Genomic DNA, 25,649 nt, shown 5'->3' on the forward strand with positions numbered 1-25,649 from the left:
GCGAATATGTCAGTTTAGGTCAGCCAGCACTGGTAAATCAAACCCGTGTTGCTCAGGTCGGTGGTGCGCAGAACCTCGGTGAATGACCGGTTGTACAGGGTTGAGGGCGGCAGATCGATGATCTTCCAGCCCACGACCGAGTAGCTTTGGTTGAGGGCCTGTACCGCGCAACTCGCGGTGCGATTGACCGGTAAAGCTACCTCGAAGGTCACACTCACGCTGTGCTCGTCGATGATGGTGTGCGCGATATCGCGCGCTTCGATTTGAGTGGATGCCCCATCCAGACCGGTCCACAGCACCCACGCTCCCAGCACCAACACAAAAATACCGCCGAGCCCCCAAAGTATGCGGCGGTCTCGACGCTTGCGCGTGGGTGTGCGCCCGTAGCGTGATTGGATCACGGCACTCTCGAGCGCCGGCGCTACGAGGATCTCAGTTTCGTCGAGACGGTAGGGCTCGTGGTTCGGCTGAACTCCGATAGGCGTGCTGCTGGGGGGCACTGGCGATTTCACACTTCCGACTGAGCGATTAGGCTGGTAACTAGGTTATCTGGCCTAAGGTTATCCGGCATTCCTGAGGAGTATGGTGACGCTGCGATTGATGGCTGTGCATGCCCATCCCGACGATGAGTCAAGCAAGGGTGCGGCAACGTACGCGTACTATCGCAGCCTCGGCGCTGAGGTGCTGATCGTGAGCTGCACGGGAGGCGAGCGCGGCAGCATCCTGAACCCGGCTTTGACCGGGCACGCCATGGCCGAACGCGACCTGCCCGGGCTGCGTCGGCTGGAAATGCTGGGTGCCCAACACGCATTAGGCATACAACACCGCTGGCTGGGCTACGAGGATTCCGGGATGGACGAGGGCCAACCGGCGCCGCCGAACAGCTTCGCCGCTATTCCGCTCGAATACTCTGCTGAACCGCTCGTAAACTTAATTCGGGAGTTTCGGCCGCAGGTGCTCATCACCTACGACGAGAACGGCGGCTACCCGCACCCGGACCACATCCGCTGTCATGAGGTCTCTATGGAGGCCTATCGCGCCGCTGCAGACCCGAGTCGCTACCCGCGCATCGGCGAACCCTGGCAGATAGACAAGGTCTACTACGACCGCATTTTCAACCTCGAACGTATCGATGCGATGTATCTCGCACTCAGCGTGGCCGAGCCCGATTCTCCGCTGCTGGAGGCGCTCGGTGAGGCACGCGAACGCATGGCGAACTACCCAAAGCTGGCCACATCGCACGTTCCGGCCGGCAATTTTCTCGAAGCGCGTGATGCAGCATTGCGCTCGCACGCGAGCCAGGTCTCACCGGAGAGCAGCTTTTTCTTCTGGCCCAACGACCTCGTGCGCGAGGCCTGGCCGTACGAAGACTTCCAACTCATCGAATCGAAAGTAGACAGCGCTATGCCCGAATCCGATCTGTTCGCCGGAATCGAGGACCAGGAATGATCCAATTGATCAATGTCGTGCTCGCAGCGACTCCAACGCCAGCCCCCGAGATCGACCCCAACACCGTCTCTCCCGGTGTCGTCGGGTTCATCGCGATCGCCGTGGTGGGCCTCGCGACCCTGCTGCTTGGCATCGACCTGACTCGCCGCATCCGTCGCACCACGTATCGCGCCGAAATCAGCGCGCGGCTCGAAGCCGAGCTGGCCCAGCGCAACGCGGCGAACCCCGATAAGCCGGTCGACGGGGCCGACGGGGCCGACGGGGCCGCCAAGTCCGAATAGCCGCTACGGCCGAATAGGGCCGCGCCTACGGGTAGAGCGGATGCGTGGCGATCAGCACTATCGCCGCGAAATGACACAGGAACGCCACGACAGTTAACGTGTGGAAGATTTCGTGAAAGCCGAACACGCCCGGAATTGGATTAGGTTTCTTCAGCCCGTAGATGACCGCGCCGACCGTGTAGCAGAGCCCTCCGATCAGAATAAGCGTCATCATGGCCGCGTTGGCCTGAAAGAAATCGACGATGAATAGCAGCGCGCCGTAGCCAAGCAGCAGGTACAGCGGCACATACAGCCAGCGCGGGGCGTGAATCCAGAACACGCGAAAGAGGATGCCCAGCCCGGCTCCACCCCACACCAACCAGAGCAGCAGGGTCGCCTTTTCGGGCGGTAGCGCGAGCACGGTGATCGGCGTGTACGAGCCGGCAATCAGCAGAAAAATATTGGCGTGGTCGATGCGTTTGAGCAGGATGCGGGTGCGCGGCTTCCAATTGAAGCGGTGATACAGCGCCGAATTACCAAACAGCAACATTGAACTAAGCACGAATACGGCCGAGCTGATCTTCGCCGCCGAGCCTTCGGCCACGACGAGCAGCACGATGCCGGCCACGATCGTCACGGGAAACGTTCCCGCGTGAATCCAGCCGCGCCAGGTGGGCTTAACGTCCTCCGGGTGGGCGTCGGCCGCCTCGATCAGCGGCAGATTAGGGATGTCATGCTCGGTGGCCATGCTGCAAGGATACGGCAGCGTGCCGCGAACGCTCGGGGAGTGGACTAGCGTAATTGTGTGCAGAAACCCCAGGTACCCTCGCCGCGCGGCATCCTCTATGGGCTGTATCAGCGTCGGCTGAGACGAGGACTCACCCCGGAGCACATGCCTCGACACGTCGCCATGATCATCGACGGAAACCGGCGTTGGGCTCGGCAGCTGGGCTTTGAGACCGCCGCGCACGGCCACCGCGCCGGTGCCGCCAAGATGCGCGAATTTTTGGAATGGTGCGATGACCTCGGCATTTCAGTGGTCACCCTGTACCTTCTTTCCTCCGATAACCTCACCCAGCGGCCAACTGACGAACTCGCCGACCTGATCGAGATCATCGCCGACCTCGCCGAGGAGCTCTCGCACTACCGCAACTGGCGGGTGCAGCAGGTCGGGTCGAAGGCCGGCCTGCCCGAGCCGCTGATTGCAGCGCTCGACGCAGCGGATGCCCGCACCGGCGACCGTAACGGCCTGCACGTTAACCTCGCCGTCGGCTATGGCGGCCGCACCGAGATCACCGACGCCATGCGCAGCATCGTCGCCACCCACCACGCGCACGGCGGCACCCTGGAGGACCTCGCAGAGACCCTCACGCCGGAACTCATCGGTCAGCACCTCTATACCGGCGGTCAGCCAGACCCCGACCTGGTCATCCGAACCTCTGGCGAGCAGCGGCTCAGCGACTTCATGCTCTGGCAAAGCGCGCACAGCGAGTTCTACTTCGTGGAGGCTCTCGGGCCCGATCTGCGTCAGATCGACTTTCTGCGGGCCCTCCGAGACTTTTCCCGTCGGCAGCGCCGCTATGGGGGGTAAGTACCCCGTGTTTGATAACCGATTGGACCCGCGCACATGAATTCACTCCTGAGCTTCACCGACGGTTTTCGGGAGGAACCGGGCTACCTCGACTTCGGTCGGGTTGGCCCGCTGTCCGAGGTTGTCGTTGCCGAGACGCTCGGCCAGACCGAGGTGCTCTCGCGGGCCCGCCACGGCAGTCTCGACCACCTCGACGCGCAAGACCTGCGGGCCCGCACCGCGGTGTCCGTGCTCACCGGTTTCACCCCAGATCAGATCGTTCTGCAGCCCAACACGAGTTCCGGCCTGATGCAGGCCCTGTTCGGCCTGACCGGTTCGGTACTGCTGTCGCCTGGCGACTTTCCGAGCGTTCCTTTCGCAGCGGTGCGCGCCGCCGAGGCCCTGCACGTCGTCACCCCGCTGTGGCTCTCGACCGATCATGGCCGGGTCACGCCGGGCCAGATTCGCGACCAGCTCACCCCGGCAGTTGCCGCCGTCGCGGTCTGCCTGGTGGATTCCCGCACCGGGTACCGGGCCGACCTTGACGGCATTCGTCAGGTCATCGGCGATCGCCTGCTGATCGTCGACGCTATCCAGGGCTTCGGTGTCGTCGATGCCGCCTACGAGGCAGCGGATGTCGTCGCGTCCGGTGGTCAGAAATGGGCGCGGGCCGGCTGGGGCAGTGGGTTTCTCGCCTTGAGCGACCGCGCGCTGAAGCGCCTCGTGCCGGTCTACTCCGGCTACGTCGGCACCGACACGGTTGATCCGTGGGATGAGGTCACGCCGCCGAGCCATGCCGCCAGAGCCTTTCGGGTGACCAACGGGGACGCTATCGCCCAGGCGCGCTTCGCGGCTGCGTTGGAACAGACCGCGGGCGTCGGCGTCGATGTGATCCAGAAAGCGATGACCGAAAACGTGTCTCAGATCATCGAGCTCGTCGACGAATTCGTCATTGACATCGTTTCGCCACGGGATGCCAGCTCACGGGCCGGAATCGTCGTGCTCGAGCCGCCGGCCGAGCTGCTGACCACGCTCGTGGCGAGCCTGCACAACCACGGCATCACCGCGACAACGCGCGGCGGAACGGTGCGCCTGAGCGTGCACGCGGCCCTTGATCCAGACACGGTGACCATGCTCAGGAGTGCGCTCACCGACTACGCCCGCTCAGCAACTTATTAGCATCGCGCGACCGCGAACCCGTCATCTTCCCCAACGTAAGGTGAACGACAGATTTTGGTTGGCGTGTCGGGTTTCTTTTTTCGCCCGCAGGTCGTAGCGTCACTTGCATCAGGTACGGCACCTGATCGAGACGGCCATATAAGCACGGCTCGAGAATTGCTTGATGGCCAGCTCGCCAACGTGATCCGCGTCCTCGTGACGCAGGGTGGGAGTGGCTGTGACCGCTAATCAAACCGAGCACCAGGCGACTGACCGGGTATGGACTGTCCCGGTGCAGGCATCCGCTTCGCAAGTCGAACGCACGTATGTGCTCGATACCTCGGTGCTTCTCTCAGATCCGAAGGCAATTTTTCGCTTTGCCGAACATGCCGTTGTGTTGCCCGTGGTGGTGATCAGCGAACTGGAATCCAAGCGAAACGACCCGGAGATCGGATATTTCGCCAGGCAGGCCCTGCGCAACCTCGACGAGTTGCGGCTCAAGCACGAGCGCCTCGACTTTCCGATTCCGGTCGGCGATGGCGGCACCCTGCGGGTAGAGCTGAACCACTCCAACATGTCGGTGCTGCCCTCTGGCTTGCAACTGGGCGACAACGACTCGCGCATTCTGGCCGTGGCCCTGAACCTAGCCAACGATGGAATGGCCGTGACGGTCGTCTCCAAAGACCTGCCCCTGCGGGTGAAAGCCGCCTCTCTCGGCCTAACCGCCGACGAATATCGGCACGAGCTCGCCGTGGATTCGGGCTGGACCGGGATGGACGAGATCACCCTCAGCGCCGAGCAGATGAGCGTGCTCTACGACAAGGAGACGCTCGATTCGCGCACCGTGCAAGACATGCCTATCAATACGGGGCTTGTGATCCACTCCGATCGCGGCTCTGCCCTCGGCCGGGTGACCAGCCGCGGCACGCTCAAACTCGTGCGCGGCGACCGAGACGTCTTCGGCCTGCACGGTCGGTCAGCCGAGCAGCGACTCGCCATCGACCTGCTGCTCGACCCGGAGATCGGCATTCTGTCGCTGGGAGGCCGAGCCGGAACGGGCAAGTCGGCGCTCGCCCTCTGCGCGGGCCTGGAAGCGGTGCTGGAGCGTCAGCAGTACCGCAAGATCATGGTGTTTCGGCCGCTGTATGCGGTCGGCGGCCAGGATCTCGGCTTTCTGCCGGGGGACCAGGGCGAGAAAATGGGGCCGTGGGCTCAGGCGGTCTTCGACACGCTCGGCGCGATCGTCTCGGAGAATGTGGTCGAGGAGGTAATGGAGCGCGGCATCCTCGAGGTGTTGCCGCTCACTCACATTCGCGGCCGTTCCCTGCACGATGCCTTCGTGATCGTTGACGAGGCGCAGTCGCTCGAGCGCAACGTGCTGCTGACCGTGCTGAGCCGCATCGGTCAGAACTCGCGCGTTGTACTCACCCACGACGTCGCCCAGCGCGACAACCTGCGGGTCGGCCGCTTCGACGGCGTGGCCAGCGTGATTGAAACGCTGAAGGGGCATCCGCTGTTCGCGCACATGACCTTGACCCGGTCGGAGCGCAGTGCGATCGCGGCGCTCGTGACGGAGATGTTGGAGGGCAACGAGGTTATGTAGTTTCGGCGGGGGAGCGGATGTTTGTGGGTCGCGTGGTCGCTGGTGCGGACAGCTGCGCGAGCTCATTCGCTCTCCACCCCGACGGTCGTGCACCACAAACAGCTCGCACTGGCCCGGCGAGCGAGGACTGCGGCAGACCTGTCGACTTTGTGAGCAGGATGACGTGGTTCTCGCAGAGCTGCGCCTCCGGCGGCGATGCTTCACTCGGGAGTGCGGGATGCGGAAATCTCACATGATTCGACGCGCCATCTCGGGCCGACCGCTGTCCCGCACACCGTTGTGATCAATTGCGCAAACGAAGAAAGAGATCGACGGTTTGTCTGGATCCTGTCGTTGACGTGGAGATTAAACCACGAAGCGTGACGACGCCTTGTCACCGTGCATCATCACCGCAATGATTGAGCTATGGCAGATAAGGCAAACGATATCGATGCGATCTGGGATGACTGGAAAGAGACGGTCACGATGACCGCGAGTGAGATCACGTCGTGGCTCGACACGGACGAATCCAAGGACGTCGGACAGAAGGACGATGGCAGCGGGGAATCCATCGGCCATAGGTCCGGACGCAGGATCGTGACAATTCTTGGAACGAAAAAGGCCGATCTGACCGCGTCCGATATCGAGCACATGCATAAGGTGGTCGGCTACGTGAAGCGGCATAGAGCACAAGGACCAGACTCCGACGTCGAGCACTCACGATGGCGATACTCGTTAATGAACTGGGGAAATGATCCCCTAAAAAAGGTGTGACATCACAATAGAGTGCACGTGCAGGTCAAGCTTGGACGCCGCGCACTCAAAGCTCACCGGTGGATCGAGGCTCAGGGCGCGTCGGCGAAGCGGCGGGCGGCGGCGAGCATCCGCTCGGTTATTTCATCGTTACCCTGATGGCCCTCGCACCGATCACGTGCAGGGTTGCATCGGGCTAGCCAGGCACCGTGCGAGAAGTAGTGCGTCAGGATGCGTGCGAACCGTGGTCGGTAAAGCGGGGGCTGGGTGCCAAGCCGGGTTCGAGCGAGACGGCGGCATCTTCCTAGTTGCACCACTACCAATAACGACGTCGAGTGTTGCCGATGTCGCCGGGAGGCGAAACGGCAACACTCGACGAGGGTCGTGCTGCTACTTCTTCTGCGGGCGGCGCGCCTACACCGCAGCGCCGAGCCCAAACAAACCGAGAGCGAGCAATAGAATCGCACCGAACCAATTTTGTGTGAGAACCGCAACAATCGTTCCAGCAAAGAGCGTGCTAACCAAGACGATGTTGGTGGTCGAGATGGGTGAACGGTTATTAGTCTGCGAGGTGAAACACTTCTTCAACGGTGGAATCAAAGTATCGGCCAGGCGAACTGCCAGAACCAGAGATGGATCGTAGCGCCCGGTCTCGATGGCATTTATGGTCTGGCGAGAAACTCCCAAGACCGCACCAAGTGAGGCTTGGGACAGGCCAGCGACTTGACGCCTAACTCGTATCGCAGACTCCATGTGACAAGCATGCTTTACAGCCGTTGTCGTGTCAGGCGGGCTTGTCATGCTGGCGTATTGCCAAGTCGTGCAGAGTGTCCGACACTCTTTCGGCCTGTGGGCTTTCGCTCGTTGCTTGCATGTAGATAGCCTGAAGGCATGTCATCGGATCAGATCCGTTCATCGCGACGCAGGATATGGATTTTCGGGATCGTCTACAGTGTGGTGATTCTCGGGGTCGGTTTGTGGGTGGGCTGGGGGACTGGAAACTGGCTCGTGCTCCTCTGCGCCGGAGGTTTGGTCGTTGTGCCTGCCGGTCGGGTGGCTCTTCGATCGCGTAAATCTCCCTAACCCTTCGTCCTACAGAGACGTGATCGTGGCCCTCTTGGTTTCCATCGTCGCGCGGCAGTGCAATCCGTCCGGGATACTGCCGCTGCTCTTCTTCTCCCGCCGAATCCTCGTCGGAGTCTGGCGCCTGATCCTGCCGGCCCAGTCTCGAAGAAAAAAATGCGAACCAGATTTCACGGGGAATCGTAGTTGATCTGAAGCATTGAGCGCCTTCGTGAATCGGCGTCGGTATGCCGTCCCGCACGGGGTTCGACTTACAGGCACTGATGCCGGTCATTGGAGGACAGTGATTCGGCTGCAACGGACGTACCTCTGAGGCAGGACGCTTGGCACTCGTGCAGACTGGTCGGTTAGCGATCTCTCATCATGTCGATGCGAGGAGGATTCAGTCGTATCGAGACGTGGAGGTCGATTATGCGCACTACACGACAGTTGAGCATTACGCTCCTCGTCGGAATTGGGGTACTTTCATACTCATTGTCTGGGGATCGGGCGCCATTCTCTTGATCAGTTTGGTGTTCGTGCCCCCATTCGTGGTGGTCGTGATTCACCGCAGGTCAACTTGAGGGACGTTCCGGTCCGTACACTTGTCACATGGCAGCCAGCATCCGCCTCGCCCGAGCGCGAGACCTCGATGCCATCGAGAAGATTGAAAACGACGCTGATCGACTCTTGATCAACAAACTCAAGCCAGATGACTGGGCTGCCGCGCCCACGGGCGCTGCTCGTGCATCAGAGCCCGGCTTCATCCTCGTCGCTGAGCTCGACGACGGTCACGTAGCCGGCTTTGTCCATGTTCTCGAGGTCGACGGCATCTGTCACTTGGAGCAGCTGTCCGTAGCCCCGGGGGATACCCGACAGGGCTGGGGTCGAGCGCTCGTGGAGGCCGCCAAAATTCAAGCGCAGAAGCGCGGCTACCACCGCATTTCGCTTCGCACCTACGCGGACATCCCTTGGAACGCCCCGTTCTACGCGAGCGCCGGTTTTGTGGAGGCAAAACCAACAACGCAATTTCACCGTACCCTCGTCGGCATCGAGCGCGAACTTGGGCTTGACCGATATGGGCGCCGAATGCAGATGGTTGCCCAGGTTGAAGCGCCAGGTCTTGAGGACGTTCGATTTACGGAACGGTTTGGAAGTGCTCGACCAGTGGAAAAGGTTCATAGAAATGGTGCAGTAGGGCTCGCCATTCCTGGTAAGAGGCAGATTGCCTGAAGCCGATCGTGTGGTCGTCGAGCCGCTCCCACTCAACGAGCAAAAGGTATGTGCTCGGAGACTCGATCGAACGCGCCAGCGTCAGACTACGAAAGCCGGGAATTGACGAAATGATGGCCCGCGCCGTGGTGAAGGCACGCTCGAATTCAACTTCACGACCGGGAATTACGGGCAAGAGAGCATGTTCTGTTATCACTTGAACAGTGTCCCATTCAGGGTTCGCCTATCGGGGTTCGTAGATTTCGCGATGATGTCCGAGTCCGAGTCCGGGTCCGAGTCCGAGTCCGAGCCGAAGCACGAGCATCTGCACGTCGTGATTCTCGCAAATGATGCGGTAGTCACCGGTGCGGGTCCGCCATTCACCGGAGCCGCCGACGCGTTGAATCGCTTTCGGTGGTCGTGGATCTTGGGCCAGAAGGTCACTGCTGGGATGCGACGGTGGACGGGGACCAAATGTGCGCAACTGCCGCTGTACGGTAGGTGCATTCCGTACGGAGTACGTCATGCGAGGCCGAGATCTGCCTGCATCTGGTCCCCCGGAGTCGGTTCATTTTCCGTGTGGCGTATTTCCTCACGGGACTCCTCAGCGGCACGAATGTCGGCCGTGTCTTCGGCAAGTTCAATGAGTCGCTCCAGGTCATCGGCGTCGATGATGGTCGCGACTCGACGACCTCGACGCGACAGGAAAACGGGCTCGTGCTCGGAACAAACCTGGTCGATGATCGATGCGAGTTGTTCGCGTGGGACAGAGACCGTGACGGGAATTATGGTCGACATGCCTCACCCGTACGTTCCGTGCAGAGATGTCCAAGGCGGGGTAGCGAGTACAACTGGCGTCCCGTATTTCGCGCCGATCGACCGGCGTGCCACGCTCATCATCACGCGGGCGACAGAGACCTCTTGCGGGTCACGCTAGGCTCGGCGCATGTTCTCCGAACGTGATTGATTGGTCGCGCCTTTTCTTGGCAACTTGACCCATCCTTCACCGCGCCCGTTTGCGCCTGTCAGCTTGGAGATTTTCTCATGCCTTCCACACGGAATGCCCGCTATATCGACGTGCTCAAATTGCCTCATGTTCGCTTGACTTTCCTGAGCGCGCTGGTCGGTCGCTCGGCTTATGCCCTCGTGATCTTGCCTCTGCTGTTTGCCGTGCAAGCAACGAGCGGATCCGTCGCAACGGCGGGGATCGCTGTCGCCGCGTACGGTGTCACTGCCTCATTTCTGGCGCCATTTCGCGCGCGACTCATCGATCGGCATGGACGCCGGCCGGTCTTGCTCCTCCTCTCGGTGGCTTTTGGAGGGGTGCTCATAGCCCTCGCGGTCGGAGCCTTCGCAGCGTGGACCGGTGCCACGATGGTGGTCTTGGCCGGGCTGGCGGGTTCCGTGGCTCCGCCGTTGGGGCCGGCAATGCGCGTCGCCTGGGCCGAGTTGGCGCAAGAGCCTGTCTTGCTGCGAAAGGCGCTCAGTTTCGATGCCGTCGTGGAGGAACTCCTCTATCTTGTAGGCCCGGCTGCCGCTGGCTTCGCGCTTGTAATCATCGAGCCCGGCCTGGTCTTGCTGGTTCCGGCCGTGCTGGTCGTTCTCGGAACGGGGCTGTTCGTTTCATCCCCGGCCATTCGCCACGCCCCGCGCACTCGGAATGCAGGCCACTCGACGTCTGCACCGTCCACCGTTCGAGGCCCTACGCTGCTCGGAAACACGCATTTCATCGGGCTGCTGCTGCCAGCTTTGGTCGCGGGCCTGGTGTCGGGCAACCTGACGATCGCGATTCCTGCCGCCTTTCCGGGCACCAGCGGTACGGCCGCAGCCGGGATCGTCCTCGGCCTATTCGCTGGGGGGAGCGCGGTGGGCGGGCTGATCTTTGGTGCGCTGCAGGTTCCGGGGCGCGCCCGGTTCCAGGTTATTGCTATCGCGGTAATTCTTGTGGCGCTCTCGTCAGCGATCGGCTTGACGGGTAACACTGTGTGGATGACCGTGACCGTCGTGGGCGCTGGCGCCTTCTTTTCGCCGGTGATGATCGTGGCCTATTTTGCTGCCAATGATTTCGGCGGCGACCATCGCAGAACTGAATCGACAACGTGGGTCAATACCAGCCACAATATTGGCGCCGCTGCCGGAAGTGCACTGGCCGGAATCGTGGTTCAGATCGCCGGGGTGAACGCATCCTTCCTGGCGATCGGAGCACTAGCCGTGCTTATTCTCACCGGGGCCTCTGTTCTGGCCTTTCGCCGGATCCAAGCACTGTCAGTAAGACTGACTCGCTGATTTTCCACCGGCTCAGTGTCACGAAGCACCTCCTTGATCCGGTCGCGTGGAGCACAGTCTCGATTCTGCTGATTGTTCTGGTCATCGTGGCGCTCGTTTCGATTATTGGCTCCAACCCCCAATCGAGATCGACCCCGAACAAACTCTCATCGCCCTGCCCAGCAAGAACCCGCTTATGCAGGCACCACTCGCACGCAACCAGCCGGCGTCAACTACGCCCGTGGCGGGTACGGCAGACCACGGCGCATCACGGGATGGCGGTATCGGCAGGCTCGACCAACGGCGTGGGGACGACCTGCGACCAGGTCGTCCCCACGACGACTACCGAAATTGACGTTCTTGTGCACCCTGTCACCGTGGCTGGAGCCGCCGCCAGCTGCGCGTTAGGGAGTGCGAGCGGCTACATTCCGTTGGCGGCCTTGACTCGATTGAGTAGGTCCCGCCAGGGTCCGTTCACCTGGGGCTCGGCGAGCATCACCTCGTGTGGAGCGCAGCGAATTCGGTAGGCGAACCGGTCGGGGGCTGCCACGCTGTCGGTGACGTCGTCCCACGGCAGCGAATTAAGGAATTCTGCCCAGGTGCCGGGGTCGGGCTGGTCTTCGACCCGCACTTCCCAGGTGAGGCGGATTCCCGCCATTCCTCCGCTTCTCGAGACGATGACTTTCATAACGAAATGCTACTCCGCTGGGTGCCCGGCGGTCGGCCCGTGCGGCGTCGGCGGCCTGAGCGGTTTCACCGGTTCGACCGTCGAAGACGGATAGGCGGGCGGAAGTGATGTGCCGGTCGTGCTCGGCGGGGGTACTGGCACGTCCCCCACCACTCCGACCGTGGCCCAGGCCCGCAAAACCGCGTCGTGGGCAGGGGAACCGTTTCCGTACAGTCGGGCTGCGGTGTCGGCCGTGGCGGCCGCGAAGGCAGCGAAGTTGCTCTGTGCGGTCAGCGCCGTTCCGGTGAGCGTGTCGTACCAAATGCGACCGGGCGTTTCCCACGCGTTCCCGCCGATGGCATCGGCGACCAGATAGAACGCCCGGTTGGGAATGCCCGAGTTGAGGTGCACTCCGCCGTTGTCGTCGTCGGTTTCGACGTAGTCTGCCATGCTGTCCGGCTGTGGATCCTTTCCCAGTACGTCGTCGTCGTAGGCCGTGCCTGGCGCTTTCATCGAGCGCAGAGCGGTTCCCTCGACGTGATCAGTGAAGAGACCTTCGCCGATCAGCCAACTTGCCTCGCTCGTGGACTGTCCCTTCGCGTTCTGTTCGACGAGCGCTCCGAACACATCGGAGATGGACTCGTTGAGCGCTCCCGACTGGCCGTGGTAAATAAGATTTGTCGTGAACTGGGTGACACCGTGCGTGAGTTCGTGCCCGATCACGCTCGGTGAAATTGTGAACCGGTTGAAGACCTGGCCGTCACCGTCGCCGAACACCATCCGTTCGCCGTCCCAGAACGCGTTGTCGTATTTCTGGCCGTAATGCACAGTTGCGTTCATTGGCAGCCCGCTGTCATCAATGCTGTCGCGGCCAAACCGTTTCCAAAACAGGGCATGGGTCGCGCCGAGCCCGTCATACGCCTCGGTGACGGCCGAGTCGGTTCCCGCGGGCTGACCCTCGCTTCGTACCCGGCGTCCGGGCAGGCGCTCCTGGCCGCCGGCATCCGAGATGGTGCGATCGGATTCCCCGGGCGTGCGGGTGGGAACGTTGCGCGCTCCCGGTTGAGCCAGTGGATGCGTTCCATCACGCAGTTGCCGAATCCGAGAGTCCCGCAACAGGGAGTCCCTGGCAGCAGCGGCGGCGTGCGCGAATCGGGGATCGTCGAGTTTGGCCAACCGCGTGAGTAGGTACGGCGGAACGATCGTGCAGTCTGCGGTGATCAGCGGAGTGTCCATGTGCAGAGTCTGGCACCGGCCACGGACATTGCAACAGCGCGGATGTTACCGGATGCATAGACTCGCCTCATGCGTTGTGGAATCGTCATTCTCCCGCAAGACCCGTGGTCGCGTGCGCGCGCGAAGTGGCTCGGTGCCGAGCAGTTCGGCTTCGACCATGCCTGGACCTACGACCACCTGTCGTGGCGGTCGCTTGCCGATGAACCGTGGAATGCGACCATTCCGATCCTGACCGCGGCGGCGGCCGTGACCGAACGCATTGCGCTTGGCACCTTTGTCTCGTCACCGAACTTTCGGCATCCGGTGCCGTTCGCCAAGGATCTGGCGACCGTCGACGACGTGTCGAACGGGCGGTTTCTGCTGGGCGTCGGGTCGGGCGGCACCGGATTCGACGCCACCGTTCTGGGGCAGCCGGAGCTGACGCCGCGGCTTCGGCACGAACGTTTCGCCGAATTCGTTACCGACCTCGACCTGCTACTGCGCGGAGAGCCGGAGGGCTCCACCGCGGGAATCAGTTTCGCGGGCGAGTGGTACACGGCCGTCAACGCTCGCATGGTGCCGGTCCGGCCGGTAGCTCCTGAGCGCCAACGCATGCCATTTATTATCGCCGCGAACGGCACCAAAGGCCTCGGGCTCGTCAGTCGCTTCGGGCAGGGCTGGGTGACGACCGGCCAGGAAGGAACAACAGGCCAGGCGTGGTGGGCGAGCGTTCGTGGTCTCACGCATCGGCTGGACGACGTTGCGAGCATCGCGGGCCGCGACCCGGCGACCATCGACCGCTACCTCTCGCTCGATAGTGGCGGAACATATTCCTTACACAGCATGAATGCCTTTGAGGATGCCGTCGGTCGCGCCAGCGAGCTCGGTTTCACCGATGTGATCAGCCATTGGCCCCGCGAAAGCGGCATCTACGCTGGCGACGCTTCCACCCTCGAAGCGGTCGCGGGTACGCTCGACCGGCTTCGGGGTGCGTAACAGTTGTGCACGGCGCACACTGACATATACGCCGGTCATTCCGGGTATACACGCAGCGGATGTCTAGGCTGGGTCTATGCGCGCACAAGACGACCACACACCATCGGTTCCTCGCACCCCACTGAACGACCATCTCGGCTGGCTCGGATTGCGCAGTGGACAGATTCTGCTGTTCATCGTCCTCGCTTCCGCCGTCATTTATGGCCTCGTGCAGCTCAAGCTTGTTGTCATCCCGGTGCTAATCGCCATCATTCTTGCCTCCGCGCTCAGCCCGGTTATAAACGCACTGCGTAAGCGCGGCGTCGCGGCAATCCTGGCCACCTGGATCACCCTGCTCGGCGGCATCACCGTGTTCGGCGGCATCATCACGCTCATCGTCTTCGCTGTGCGCGACCAGTGGAACGAGCTATTCTCCTCCGCCTCAGAGGGCATCGACAAACTCCAGCAGTTTCTCATCGACGGACCGATCGAGGTCAACGAGCAACAGATCAACGACGCCCGCAATGGTGTTGTCGACTTTCTGACCAGCAGCCAGTTCGGCACCGGGGCGCTGGCCGGGGCATCCGCTGTCTTCGAGTTGGTCACCGGCGCCGTGCTGCTGGTTGTCATATTGTTCTTCTTTCTTAAAGACGGCGGCCAGATCTGGAACTTCTTTCTGACCCCGTTCACAGGCGAGCGCCTCGCCCGCGGACGCCGCATCGGCCACACCTCGCTGCGGGTGCTCGGCGGCTACGTGCGCGGCACGGCGATCGTTGCCGCCGTTGATGCCACGGCAATCGGCATCGGACTGGCCATCCTGCAGGTGCCGCTGGCCCTGCCACTAGCCATCATCGTCTTTCTCGGAGCGTTCATCCCCCTGATCGGTGCGACCGCCGCTGGCGTTCTCGCAGCCCTGGTCGCCCTCGTCGCGAGCGGGCCGGTTGTGGCGCTCATCGTGCTCATCATCGTGATCGCCGTCAACCAGCTCGAGGGCAATTTTTTGCAGCCGGTCGTCATGGCGCAGTCACTCAAACTGCATCCGCTCGTTATTCTGGTCGGCTTGACGGCTGGAACTATCCTCGGTGGCATCGTCGGAGCCGTGCTTTCGGTGCCGATAGCTGCCGTCGCCTGGGCCATCGCCAAGGCATGGAATTCACCGGAGACCCCGCGCCCTGTGCCGCCGGTGAATCAATCGAAACGTCGCGTTCGCAAGCGCTAATCTGCATTCCGCTGCCGCCCGCGTGACTGGAGAACCATGACAGAGCCGAGTCCATTTCATCTCCCGCGCCCGCGATTGTCACTGGCGCAGGCTGCCCTGCTCGCCCGCGAACGGTTCGGTGTCGGGGGAGCTGTCACGGAGCTCGGCAGCCACCAAGACCGCAACTTTCGTATTCAAACGGATGCCGCCACGTTCGTTCTGAAGGTCTCCAACCCGGCCATTGCGCGCGTCGAACTCGAGGCGCAGAACGCCGCTCTGGCGCACCTGCACGGCATCGGCCTCGATCTGGCGGTCGCCCTGCCCGGGATCGACGGCGGCGCGATGCAGCGAGTCACGATCGACGAGCAAACCCTTGACCTACGCCTGTTCAGCTATATAGAGGGAAAGCCGCTGGCCGACTCGCCCCGACTGACGGGCGAGCAAATCCGCTCGCTCGGCGACGTAGCCGGGCGCATCAGTCGTGGCCTCCACAACTTCGACCACCCAGGAACCGACCGCGTTTTGCAGTGGGACCTGCGCCGCGGCGGGGAGGTGATCGATGCACTCCTCGACTTCGTTGACGACGACAACCGCCGCGATCGCGTGCGGGGGGTCACCGATGCGGTCAGGCACCGGCTCGAGCTGGCCGCTCGTGACCTACGAGTGCAGACGATTCATGGTGATCTGACCGACGACAACGTCGTCAGTCACGGAACTGATAGCGAATCGGCCGACACGATCACCGGCGTCATCGACTTTGGCGACGTGGCCCAGGGCTGGCTCGTGGCCGAGCTCGCCGCGACCTGCGCCTGTGTTCTCTACCGCAGCCAGCAGTATCCGCTCGCCATACTGGACACGATCAGGGCCTTCGCCGCACAGGTTCCGCTGACCGATAGCGAAATCAGTGCTCTCTGGCCGTTGATCGTGCTGCGCTGCGCCGTGCTCGTCGTCAGCGGCGAACAGCAGGTGCGCTTGGACGGTGACAATGACTACGCCGACGCGAACCGCGCCCGCGAGTGGCGCGCGTTCGAGACCGCCGCCGACCTCGATGGTGCCGAGGTTGAAGCCCTCATTCGGTTCACGCTGACCGACGTTGACGCGCCGAAAATATCCACCGAGCACCCCGCCGCAGGCCCGCTCGATCCGGCGGCGATTATCGACCTGTCCGTGACCAGCGCCCTTTTGGACGCGGGCGTCTGGCTGGATTCGGGTATCGACGAGCGCGTTGCAGCGGATGCCGCGGCCAGCCTCGGCCACGCCGTCACCCGCTACGGGGAATTCCGACTCTCCCAAACCCGCATCAACACGGCCCAGGAATCGGCCACCCTTGCCCTCGGCGTCGAGCTGTATCTCCCGGCCGGAAGTGCGATCATCGCGCCGATCGACGCGATCGTCGTCGTCGTCGATCCTGGCACGGTGCGGCTCGAGGCGCCCGACTACGACCTCTGGCTGACTGGCCTTGACACGACTGACCTCGACGGCCAAGCCGTCGAGGCAGGCACGGTCGTTGGCACGGCACTCGGCACCGTCGCACCGAGCCCTGATGGCACGGCCGCAGCCCGGCTCGGCAGTCATCTGGCCCAAGTGACCGTACAGATCAGCCGGCTCCGCGGCATCCGCCCGCCGTTTTTCGCACCGCCGTCAAGCGCTGCGCTCTGGCAGCGAGTCTGCCCGGACCCGTCAGCGCTGCTCGGGCTCGAACCGACCAGCCCACTGGCCGATCCCGACGCCCTGTTACAGCGCCGCGACCAGTCCTTTGCGCGCGTGCAGGAACACTACTATCAGGCCCCGCCGCAGATCGAACGCGGGTGGAAACATCATCTCATCGACACTCACGGGCAGTCCTACGTCGATATGGTCAACAATGTCACGACCGTCGGACACGGACATCCGCGCATTGCCGAGGCCGCGCGCAGCCAGTGGTCGCTACTCAATACCAACTCGCGTTTTCACTACGAAGAGCTCGTGCGCTTCACTGAACGCCTCGCCGAGCTCGCCCCCGACCCGCTCGATACCGTTTTTCTGGTCAACAGCGGCACCGAGGCCGTCGACCTCGCCCTGCGCCTCGCCCTCAGCTACACCGGCCAGAACACCGTGCTGGCCGTTCGGGAGGCTTATCACGGTTGGTCGATGGCAGCGGATGCCGTTTCCTCCTCGGTTGCGGACAATCCTCGGGCACTCGGTACCCGGCCCGACTGGGTGCACCTATTGGAGGCGCCGAACGCCGTGCGCGGTAAGTATCGGGGCATGCAGTCGGCTCCGCAGTACCTTGACGATCTCGACGGCGATCTGCAGAACCTCGACGACGCGGGTCGCACCATCGCGGCGTTCATCGCCGAACCGGTGTTCGGCAATGCGGGCGGCGTGCTGCTGCCAGACGGATACTTGGCCGGCGTCTATGAGAAGGTGCGTGCCCGCGGCGGACTCTGCATCGCCGACGAAGTGCAGGTGAGCTATGGACGCCTCGGCAAACACTTCTGGGGGACAGAGCAGCAAGACGTGGTTCCGGACATTATCACCATCGCCAAAGCGATGGGCAACGGGCATCCGCTCGGAGCGGTCATCACCCGCCGTGATATTGCGGAACGTTTTGCTGAGGAGGGACCGTTTTTCTCCTCGGCCGGTGGAAGCCCCCTCAGTTGCCGCATCGGCCTGACCGTGCTCGACATTATGCGCGACGAAGGCCTGCAGCAAAACGCCGACGTCGTCGGCAGACACCTGAAGCACGGGCTGGAACAGCTCGGCGAACGATTCAATATTGTCGGCGCCGTCTATGGAATGGGGCTGTACCTCGGCGTTGAACTCGTAAGTGACCGGCGGGCCTTCACCCCGGCGACGGGCGCCGCTGCCCGGCTCTGTGACGAGCTGTTAGTGCGGGGCTGCATCGTGCAACCCACCGGCGACTTCAAAAACGTGCTCAAGATCAAGCCGCCGCTGTGCCTCACCATCGACAGTGCCGATCACTTTCTGGCCGCATTAGCCGACGCGCTCGAGCACTCAGACTCGTGAGCGGCCAGACGGATGCCGGCGGGCTAGCGCCGCATCTTGGCGGTGGTGATCGGTGACGGCACAGGCTCGGCGATGAGGACCAGGCCGCCGGTGCTGTTGGCCGAGAGCATGAGCGCTTCGATCCATTCTCGGTTGATTGCGGGAGTGCGGCTGCCGAAGTAGCGGTAGTGCAGGGTGCTGGTCGGGTCGAGCCAGATTGCGCTGCGCCCGCTACCTTCATCGGCGGAATCAGACCAGGTGAAGATGAAACTTTCCCGCCGACGCAGTTTGGTGCTGATCACGATCTGCAGATGCGTCAGGGCGCGGTCATCGAAGTTGATGACGATGCCCTGATTACCGTAGAGCAGCGTTCCCATTTGTGTACCCCCACTGGATTATCTCCTCACTGTAGCGCTAGGTGCGGGAGGGGACAGACAGGGTGATCCACGCCGAATTCGCCCGGGTGGCCGCTCCGGGAGCTTATTCTGCTAAAGTATGAAGGTTGCCGTTCAACGGCCGCGGATAAAGAGAGCTCAGGCATTTGGCCAAGGGCACCGCGCAGTGAGAGAAAGGGGATCCCACTTTATGGCACTCGAACCAGATGCTAAGAAGGCGATCATCGAAAAGTACGCTACCCACCCAGGCGACACCGGGTCCCCGGAAGTTCAGATTGCCATGCTCACGCAGCGCATTCTCGACCTCACGGAGCACCTGAAAGAGCACAAGCACGACCACCACTCACGTCGTGGCCTGCTTCTTATGGTTGGTCAGCGTCGCCGTCTGCTCGGCTACCTGTCGGACATCGATATCACTCGGTACCGCACACTGATCGGCAGCCTCGGCCTGCGTCGCTAATTTCCCGCAATTAATCTGCAGGAAGAAACGCAGCGTTGATAACGCGAACTTCTTACAAACGGGTCGTCACCTTTCGGGTGGCGGCCCGTTCTGTTTAACCCTCGATTCGTGCATAGCGGATACCGCGCCCGCAGGCATATTCCGCCGCGTCGGCACGCTCCACGCCGCAGCTTCGCCTCCATTTTGGGGGTATCCGGGGGGTGAGACTAGCTATTTCTGAGCAATGTAAACACCCGATCTCGTTTTCACGGCGGGCGTACAGGGCAAGGCCCGCCGCAGTGCGCCTGGCGTACGCTTGAGCGTTCGTCACATCGGCCGTCTGCCATACGAACGTGGTTCGGTCGTCGTGTGATGCAAGGTCCCAACTACGCGAGGACCGGCTACGGGGTTGTGTGGGACGCTCTCACTCGCGACCTGCTAGAGATGATGGTGCAATTCGCGGACTGATTCGAATACCCTCATCTCTCCCGGCCGGGTCGGGGCGCCACAAGTCAGTTGGCAAGTGCTCGGTTGTGCGCCTGCTGCACGTCGGAATATCCGAGTCCTCCAGATGGTTCGCCCCGGTGATGACTAATTCGCCGCTGAGCCTTTCCGTGCTCGATCTCATACCCGTTCGCAGCACTCAGAATTCCAGCGACGCGATTGCAGCGTCCATCGCTCTCGCGCAACGCGCCGACGAGCTGGGATACCGCCGCTATTGGGTGGCGGAACACCACAACATGCCCTCCGTCGTCTCCACCAATCCACCGGTGCTCATCGGCATCATTGCGGCGAACACGCAGCGGATCCGGGTCGGCTCGGGGGGAGTCATGCTCCCCAACCACGCACCGCTCGTCATCGCCGAGCAGTTCGGCATTCTGGAGGCCGCGTTTCCGGGACGCATCGATCTGGGAATCGGCCGGGCGCCGGGCAGCGACCCCGTGATCACCTCGTTGCTGCGCTCCAGCGGAGCCGTCAGTGAAGTGGATGCCTTCCCACGCAATATCGGCGACATCGCCGCGTTGTTGCACCCAGACGGTGCGAGCCTCGGCCTGCACGGTGGCCGAACCTACGAAGTGCGTGCGACCCCACGAGCCGTCGGAACGCCGATGGTCTGGCTGCTCGGCTCGAGCGAGTATTCGGCCAACCTCGCTGCGAGCGAGGGCATGCCGTATGTCTTCGCGAACCACTTTCAGGGCGATGCCACCACCCAAGCCCTCGATGCCTACCGCCGCAAGTTCCAGCCATCCGAACTGCTCGCTGAACCCCGCACCTTTCTCACGGTCAACGTGTCAGTGGCCGATACGACCCGGGAGGCAAACGCCCTGGCGCTGCCTCAGATGCAGCAGATGGCGCGTCTGCGCAGTGGTCAGAAGCTGAGCGCACTGGCCACGGTTGAAGAGGCCGCGGCGACGCAGATGACACCGTCGCAACAAGACATGATTGATCTGATGGAGAAAAATTGGGTCATCGGAGAGCCGGCCGAAGCGGCAGCACGCATTCGTGAACTGGCCGCCAAATTCGGCGTCGATGAGGTCATGGTCGGGCCGGAAGCATCCGCTCACGCCGACGCCGACCCGATGACGTCACCCGATCGCGTTCGTGCGCTTGAGTTGTTGGCAGAACAACTGCTCGAACCGAGCGCCGACGCTGCGGCGAATTTTGTGCGCCCGTGGGGGTAGAACGGCCGGGCACTATCATGAGATTTGGCACACACGGATCGGACCCCACCACGCATGAGTCTCTGGCGCACCAAGAGTATTGAAGATTCGATAGCCGATTCGCTCGAAAAGGGCCACAGTCTTAAACGCACCCTCGGCACCTGGGACCTCATGATCATGGGGGTGGCCGTAGCGGTCGGCGCCGGAATCTTCTCTGTCGGTGCCAAAGCGGCCGGGAGCTATGCCGGCCCGTCCGTCACCCTCGCTTTTCTGCTGGCCGCGTTCACCTGCGCCCTCGCTATCATGTGCTACGCCGAATTCGCCTCGGCAGTGCCAGTCGCCGGCTCCGCCTACACCTTCACCTACGCCACCCTGGGCGAATTGCTCGCCTGGATCATCGGCTGGGACCTCATTCTCGAGATGCTCACCGCTGCCGCCGTGATCGCCAAGTACTGGGGTATCTACCTGAGCACCGTCTTCGATCTGGCCGGATGGGATATTCCATCCACGATCAGCGTGCTCGGTCTTGGCGTGAGCTGGGGAGCATTCGTCATCGTGGCGATCTTCACTGCCCTGCTCGTGCTTGGTACCCAGCTGTCGGCGCGGGTCGCGAGTGTGTTCACGATCATCAAGGTCGCCATCGTCGTGTTTGTCATCATCGTCGGTGCGTTCTTCATCAACCCGGCGAACTACACGCCGTTCATTCCGGCTGAAGTTCCCTCGACCCAAGGCGAGGGCGACGTGTGGATGCAGTCCCTCTTCTCCTTCATGACCGGTGCGGCCCCCGCCCAGTACGGCGTGTTCGGCCTGCTGGCCGGTGCCTCGCTGGTCTTCTTCGCCTTCATCGGTTTCGATGTCGTCGCCACGAGCGCCGAAGAGGTGAAGAATCCGCAGAAGACCCTACCGCGCGGCATCTTCGCGGGCCTGGCCATCGTCACGGTGCTCTACCTCGGCGTCAGCCTCGTGCTGACTGGCATGGTGCCGTACACCGTGCTGGCCGACGACCCGAATGCCTCCCTCGCGACAGCGTTCATCTCCGTCGGGGCTGGCTGGGCCGCACAGGTCATCTCCATCGGAATTCTGGTGGGGCTCACGACCGTCATTATGGTGCTCTTGCTCGGCCTGTCCCGCGTGTTGTTCGCCATGAGTCGCGACGGTCTGCTGCCGCGGTGGCTCAGCGTCACCAGCGACAAACGCCGCACGCCGGCGCGCATCCAGATTCTTTCGGGCGCGGTTGTTGCCCTGATCGCCGGACTCACCGATGTCGGTGTGCTCGAAGAGATGATCAATATCGGCACGCTGTCGGCCTTTGTGCTCGTGAGCATCGCCGTCGTGGTGCTGCGCAAGAAACGCCCAGACCTGCCACGCGCGTTCAAGGTGCCGTTCTCGCCCGTGTTGCCGGTTCTCTCGGCCGTGCTGTGCGTTTGGCTGATGCTCAACCTCACAACCCTCACCTGGGTGCGGTTCTTGGTGTGGCTGGTCATCGGATTCATCGTCTATTTCGCCTACGGACGCAGCCATTCCGTGCTCGGTATTAAGCAACGTGCGGCAGCAGACGAAGCGGCCAGGGCCGAGTCGGTTTCCGCGACGAAGCCGGTCGGCTAGCGCGTTACATCACCGCTCGCGTTCATTTCCTCCTGAACCATGAGGGCGAGCTGGCGCAACAAAACGGCATCGATCCCGGAGTCCGGACGCGGTTTTGGGTCAAACACGCCGAGAGTGCCAATGCGCTCGCCGGACGCCGATTCAATGGGAAAGCCGGCGTAGAAACGCATGTACGGCGCGCCGATGACGTAGGACTTGCGCCGCAAGCGGCGATCGGCGAGTGTGTCGGGTACGACGACGACACCGCGTGCGCGCACGACTATCGCGGAAATTGAATCGTTCCAGGCTGGACCACACAGGCTCGGGCCGGCGATCGACCGAATGTGAACGCTCGCCCTATCCCGCACAGCGAACAGAGCGGATGCCGTACCGAAAGACTGCTGCGCGAGCGCCACAATATGATTCAACCGCGCGTCGCGGCCGCGTTCGATCTGGCCAGTGCCCTCGCCGCGGATCGGGACCGGCCGCTGCGGTGCCTGCGTGGATCCGAGCGAAACCGGGAAGAAGGCGCGCGGCATGACGTTTAGCCGCCCGAACATTTTCTCCGCCAGAAACTCGGCCCAATGCCGATAGTCGGTGGAATCGTACAGGCCAGAGGGCGCCACAAACGCTTTTTCCGGTTCGGGCACGAACACGCAGCGTCGCATCGACAGGCAGACCCGTTCGGTGATCGCGTTCAGCGAGCGAGCGTGCCGATCCGCGATGGAGCCGCCGAGGCTGTCAAAGATTGGAAGGGCGCGAATGGGTTGGATGCCCTGCACGTAAATGTACACGCTGTCATTTGTATGTCGTTCGAGAAAATTCAGCAGTCTGGTCAAGTGAAGCTGCCAGGTATGCTGCGCCGTGAGGTGGAGGGCGTCACCGACGCCCAGCAGGATGACGACTGCGTCGACGCGCCGCAAATCGGTTGATCGCAATTGTACTTGGGCCGACGCTATTAGCCCGATCGAGCTGGCGATCAGGGCAACGTCGGCCCCGCGCCGGGTGCGGGTAGACAGGGCGCGAGCGAGCGAGCCCGGCAACGCCAGGTCGTGACTACGGACCCCCCAGCCGGCGGCGGGTCCGCTGCCGAGAAGGAGAATGCGATCGCTGTCGAGACCGGGAGAGTGGGCCTGGGGGGTGTCGCTGGGCTGCGGAACGGTGACGCTGCCCTGCATACTGATCGCAGCCCAGGTACGCATCATTCCGGCTGCCGCCACCCGCGCGAGTCCCTGCATCGATCCGTCCCCGTTCCAGTCATGAACACTCTGCCCGACACCGGATCGAGTGCCACCCACTTTCATGGCACCAGTTCGGGGCAGACTCGTTGTCGCAGGCGGGAATAAGGTCAGCCGCGCGGCGGTTGTCGAACATGTCAATGCAAACGCATTGAAATTGAAAGGCTGAAAAATGCAGTTCGGAATCTTCACCGTCGGCGATGCCACAACCGACCCCACGACCGGCCAGACACCCACCGACGCCGAGCGCATCAAGGCCATGCTGACCATCGCCCAACACGCCGAAGAAGTCGGTCTTGACGTCTTCGCCACCGGTGAGCACCACAACCCGCCGTTTGTGCCGTCGAGCCCGACGACCATGCTGGGCTACCTCGCGGCCAAGACGGAGAAAATCATCCTCTCCACCGCGACCACCCTGATCACCACCAGCGACCCGGTAAAGATTGCGGAAGACTTCGCGATGCTGCAGGTCATCGCTGACGGTCGCGTCGACCTCACTCTGGGCCGCGGCAACACCGGTCCGGTGTACCCGTGGTTCGGGCAGGATATTCGCCAGGGCATCCCGCTCGCGCTCGAGAACTACGCGCTGCTCCGCCGCCTCTGGCGCGAGGACTTCGTGGACTGGGAAGGTCAGTTCCGCACGCCACTGCAGGGCTTCCAGTCCACCCCGCGCCCACTGGACGGTGTGCCGCCCTTCGTCTGGCACGGCAGTATCCGTAGTCCTGAAATCGCCGAGCAGGCCGCGTACTATGGCGACGGTTTCTTCTCCAATCACATCTTCTGGCCCGCCGACCACACCGCGAAGATGATCACCTACTACCGCCAGCGCTTCGAGCACTACGGTCATGGCACGGGGGCACAGGCGATCGTCGGACTTGGCGGCCAGGTATTCATGAGCAAGAACTCGCAGGACGCTGTTACGAAGTTCCGTCCGTACTTCGACAACGCCCCGGTCTACGGCCACGGTCCGAGTATGGAGGACTTCACTTCACAGACCCCGCTGACGGTTGGCAGCCCGCAGGAGGTCATCGACCGCACGCTCGGCTTCCGCGACTACGTTGGTGACTACCAACGCCAGCTCTGGCTGATGGACCATGCCGGCTTGCCGCTGAAGACCGTGCTGGAGCAGCTCGATATTTTGGGCGGTGAGGTCGTTCCGGTGCTCCGCGCCGAATTCGCTAAGAACCGTCCGGCCGATGTTCCCAATGCCCCCACTCACGCATCGCTGCTCGCAGCGGCCAGGGTTCGGGCAGCGGACGAGCGCACCACCGGCTCGGCAGCGTCGGGCGCGGCGTTCGGGCTCTCGGTCGATCCGGCATCCGTCGGCACCGGCAAGAAGGGCGTCTAATCATGCCCCTGCGCAAACTTGCGGTGCTCTCTGCTGGACTCAGCCAGCCGTCATCCACTCGAATGCTGGCCGACAAGATCGCTGTCGCAGTCGACTCCCGACTGACCGAACTCGGCTGTGAAACCGAAGTGCTCAGCTGTGATTTGCGTGATTACGCGCAGGACGTGACGAATAATATGCTGACGGGCTTTCCGAGCCCCAGGCTCGACGCCGTGATCGAAGCCGTGACCGGCGCCGATGGTCTCATCGCTGTCACGCCAATCTTCACGACCAGTTTCAGTGGTCTGTTCAAATCGTTCTTCGACGTTATCGACAACCGGTCGCTGACCGACATGCCCGTCGTGATCGGCGCGACCGCTGGTACGGCCCGTCACTCGCTCGCGCTGGACTATGCGATCCGCCCGATGTTCACCTACTTGCACGCGGTTGTCGTTCCAACCACGGTGTTCGCCGCGTCAGAGGACTGGGGGAGCGGAGCAGACAAGATCAAGGCGCTGTCCGACCGGATCGATCGGGCGGCGGGCGAACTGGCCGCGCTGATGGTCAACTCTGACCGCTCCAGCCAGATCCGCGATCCGTTCGCCCTTGATTCCTCCTTTAGCGTGACGGGCGGTTTCTGACAGGTCTGTT

25 protein-coding genes are annotated in these 25,649 nt (G+C 62.6%); 16 read left to right on the forward strand and 9 right to left on the reverse strand.

All coding sequences use genetic code 11. The features are described 5' to 3' along the window. Positions 1 to 14: 14 nt before the first annotated feature. Entirely contained in the window at positions 15 to 500 is a 486-nt protein-coding gene (locus CXY75_RS11585) for a DUF4307 domain-containing protein (protein ID WP_158251189.1), read from the reverse strand. Between the two features lie 100 nt (positions 501 to 600). Between CXY75_RS11585 and mca the strand changes: the two genes are divergently transcribed. Together mca and CXY75_RS11595 are read left to right on the forward strand one after the other, a co-directional pair. Then, entirely contained in the window at positions 601 to 1,449 is an 849-nt protein-coding gene (gene mca / locus CXY75_RS11590) for a mycothiol conjugate amidase Mca (RefSeq protein WP_104083056.1), read from the forward strand. Next, positions 1,446 to 1,730, forward strand: a complete 285-nt coding sequence (locus tag CXY75_RS11595; RefSeq protein ID WP_199182440.1) for a hypothetical protein — start codon at positions 1,446 to 1,448, stop codon at positions 1,728 to 1,730. Before mca ends, CXY75_RS11595 begins: the two co-directional genes overlap by 4 nt. Positions 1,731 to 1,755: 25 nt before the next feature. Here CXY75_RS11595 and CXY75_RS11600 read toward each other — a convergent pair whose 3' ends face one another. After that, a complete protein-coding gene (locus tag CXY75_RS11600; RefSeq protein WP_104082967.1) occupies positions 1,756 to 2,457 on the reverse strand; it encodes a hemolysin III family protein in 702 nt (233 codons plus the stop codon). A 57-nt stretch (positions 2,458 to 2,514) separates the two neighbouring features. Here CXY75_RS11600 and CXY75_RS11605 point away from each other — a divergent pair, with 57 nt between their 5' ends. The 4 genes from CXY75_RS11605 to CXY75_RS11620 all read left to right on the forward strand — a co-directional run bounded on the left by CXY75_RS11605 (position 2,515) and on the right by CXY75_RS11620 (position 6,793). Further along, positions 2,515 to 3,300, forward strand: coding sequence for an isoprenyl transferase (locus CXY75_RS11605; protein ID WP_104082968.1), 786 nt, complete (start codon positions 2,515 to 2,517; stop codon positions 3,298 to 3,300). 36 nt (positions 3,301 to 3,336) lie between these two features. Continuing rightward, positions 3,337 to 4,458 carry an aminotransferase class V-fold PLP-dependent enzyme gene (locus CXY75_RS11610; protein WP_104082969.1) on the forward strand — a complete coding sequence of 374 codons (1,122 nt, stop codon included), beginning with the start codon at positions 3,337 to 3,339 and terminating at the stop codon, positions 4,456 to 4,458. A 271-nt stretch (positions 4,459 to 4,729) separates the two neighbouring features. Next, positions 4,730 to 6,040, forward strand: a complete 1,311-nt coding sequence (locus tag CXY75_RS11615) for a PhoH family protein (protein WP_233201865.1) — start codon at positions 4,730 to 4,732, stop codon at positions 6,038 to 6,040. A 405-nt stretch (positions 6,041 to 6,445) separates the two neighbouring features. Then, a complete protein-coding gene (locus CXY75_RS11620; RefSeq protein ID WP_104082970.1) occupies positions 6,446 to 6,793 on the forward strand; it encodes a DUF3140 domain-containing protein in 348 nt (115 codons plus the stop codon). Between the two features lie 393 nt (positions 6,794 to 7,186). On the opposite strand, the gene CXY75_RS20540 is transcribed toward CXY75_RS11620, so the two are convergent. Beyond that, positions 7,187 to 7,459 carry a helix-turn-helix transcriptional regulator gene (locus CXY75_RS20540; protein WP_233201856.1) on the reverse strand — a complete coding sequence of 91 codons (273 nt, stop codon included), beginning with the start codon at positions 7,457 to 7,459 and terminating at the stop codon, positions 7,187 to 7,189. A gap of 987 nt (positions 7,460 to 8,446) precedes the next feature. Here CXY75_RS20540 and CXY75_RS11630 point away from each other — a divergent pair. Further along, positions 8,447 to 9,067, forward strand: a complete 621-nt coding sequence (locus tag CXY75_RS11630; protein ID WP_104082972.1) for a GNAT family N-acetyltransferase — start codon at positions 8,447 to 8,449, stop codon at positions 9,065 to 9,067. Here the strand turns inward: CXY75_RS11630 and CXY75_RS11635 are convergent. Both CXY75_RS11635 and CXY75_RS11645 read right to left on the reverse strand, forming a co-directional pair. After that, entirely contained in the window at positions 8,973 to 9,263 is a 291-nt protein-coding gene (locus CXY75_RS11635) for an antibiotic biosynthesis monooxygenase (protein WP_104082973.1), read from the reverse strand. The genes CXY75_RS11630 and CXY75_RS11635 overlap by 95 nt on opposite strands. 305 nt (positions 9,264 to 9,568) lie before the next feature. Further along, positions 9,569 to 9,844, reverse strand: coding sequence for a type II toxin-antitoxin system Phd/YefM family antitoxin (locus tag CXY75_RS11645; protein ID WP_104082974.1), 276 nt, complete (start codon positions 9,842 to 9,844; stop codon positions 9,569 to 9,571). Between the two features lie 246 nt (positions 9,845 to 10,090). Here CXY75_RS11645 and CXY75_RS11650 point away from each other — a divergent pair, with 246 nt between their 5' ends. Beyond that, a complete protein-coding gene (locus tag CXY75_RS11650; RefSeq protein ID WP_104082975.1) occupies positions 10,091 to 11,332 on the forward strand; it encodes an MFS transporter in 1,242 nt (413 codons plus the stop codon). 400 nt (positions 11,333 to 11,732) lie between these two features. Here the strand turns inward: CXY75_RS11650 and CXY75_RS11655 are convergent, their stop codons facing one another. Together CXY75_RS11655 and CXY75_RS11660 are read right to left on the reverse strand one after the other, a co-directional pair. Continuing rightward, complete coding sequence (locus CXY75_RS11655; protein ID WP_146069453.1) at positions 11,733 to 11,999, reverse strand: protealysin inhibitor emfourin; 267 nt, start codon at positions 11,997 to 11,999, stop codon at positions 11,733 to 11,735. A 9-nt stretch (positions 12,000 to 12,008) separates the two neighbouring features. Continuing rightward, positions 12,009 to 13,214: a M4 family metallopeptidase gene (locus CXY75_RS11660; protein WP_104082977.1), complete on the reverse strand. Its 1,206-nt coding sequence runs from the start codon at positions 13,212 to 13,214 to the stop codon at positions 12,009 to 12,011. Positions 13,215 to 13,283: 69 nt separating this feature from the next. On the opposite strand from CXY75_RS11660, the gene CXY75_RS11665 reads away from it, so the two are divergent. From CXY75_RS11665 to CXY75_RS11675, 3 genes are all read left to right on the forward strand, one after another. Continuing rightward, positions 13,284 to 14,189, forward strand: a complete 906-nt coding sequence (locus tag CXY75_RS11665; RefSeq protein ID WP_104082978.1) for an LLM class flavin-dependent oxidoreductase — start codon at positions 13,284 to 13,286, stop codon at positions 14,187 to 14,189. A gap of 76 nt (positions 14,190 to 14,265) precedes the next feature. After that, a complete protein-coding gene (locus CXY75_RS11670; RefSeq protein ID WP_104082979.1) occupies positions 14,266 to 15,387 on the forward strand; it encodes an AI-2E family transporter in 1,122 nt (373 codons plus the stop codon). A gap of 36 nt (positions 15,388 to 15,423) precedes the next feature. Beyond that, positions 15,424 to 18,375, forward strand: a complete 2,952-nt coding sequence (locus CXY75_RS11675; RefSeq protein ID WP_104082980.1) for an aminotransferase — start codon at positions 15,424 to 15,426, stop codon at positions 18,373 to 18,375. A 23-nt stretch (positions 18,376 to 18,398) separates the two neighbouring features. Here CXY75_RS11675 and CXY75_RS11680 read toward each other — a convergent pair whose 3' ends face one another. Then, entirely contained in the window at positions 18,399 to 18,731 is a 333-nt protein-coding gene (locus CXY75_RS11680; protein ID WP_104082981.1) for an ATP-dependent DNA ligase, read from the reverse strand. Positions 18,732 to 18,939: 208 nt separating this feature from the next. Here CXY75_RS11680 and rpsO point away from each other — a divergent pair, with 208 nt between their 5' ends. The 3 genes from rpsO to CXY75_RS11695 all read left to right on the forward strand — a co-directional run bounded on the left by rpsO (position 18,940) and on the right by CXY75_RS11695 (position 22,454). Further along, positions 18,940 to 19,209 carry a 30S ribosomal protein S15 gene (gene rpsO / locus CXY75_RS11685; protein ID WP_092112143.1) on the forward strand — a complete coding sequence of 90 codons (270 nt, stop codon included), beginning with the start codon at positions 18,940 to 18,942 and terminating at the stop codon, positions 19,207 to 19,209. Between the two features lie 566 nt (positions 19,210 to 19,775). Continuing rightward, positions 19,776 to 20,870, forward strand: a complete 1,095-nt coding sequence (locus CXY75_RS11690) for an LLM class flavin-dependent oxidoreductase (protein ID WP_104083058.1) — start codon at positions 19,776 to 19,778, stop codon at positions 20,868 to 20,870. Between the two features lie 54 nt (positions 20,871 to 20,924). Further along, positions 20,925 to 22,454, forward strand: a complete 1,530-nt coding sequence (locus CXY75_RS11695; RefSeq protein ID WP_104082982.1) for an amino acid permease — start codon at positions 20,925 to 20,927, stop codon at positions 22,452 to 22,454. On the opposite strand, the gene CXY75_RS11700 is transcribed toward CXY75_RS11695, so the two are convergent. Further along, positions 22,451 to 23,671, reverse strand: coding sequence for an SGNH/GDSL hydrolase family protein (locus tag CXY75_RS11700; protein ID WP_104082983.1), 1,221 nt, complete (start codon positions 23,669 to 23,671; stop codon positions 22,451 to 22,453). The genes CXY75_RS11695 and CXY75_RS11700 overlap by 4 nt on opposite strands. Before the next feature lie 172 nt (positions 23,672 to 23,843). Between CXY75_RS11700 and CXY75_RS11705 the strand changes: the two genes are divergently transcribed. Beyond that, on the forward strand, positions 23,844 to 25,019 hold the full coding sequence (locus CXY75_RS11705) for an LLM class flavin-dependent oxidoreductase (RefSeq protein WP_104082984.1): 1,176 nt from the start codon (positions 23,844 to 23,846) through the stop codon (positions 25,017 to 25,019). Between the two features lie 2 nt (positions 25,020 to 25,021). Further along, entirely contained in the window at positions 25,022 to 25,639 is a 618-nt protein-coding gene (locus CXY75_RS11710) for an FMN reductase (protein ID WP_199182441.1), read from the forward strand. Positions 25,640 to 25,649: the final 10 nt, after the last annotated feature.

Origin of the sequence: Cryobacterium sp. Y11, from assembly GCF_002929535.1 — a bacterium.
GTDB lineage: Bacteria > Actinomycetota > Actinomycetes > Actinomycetales > Microbacteriaceae > Cryobacterium.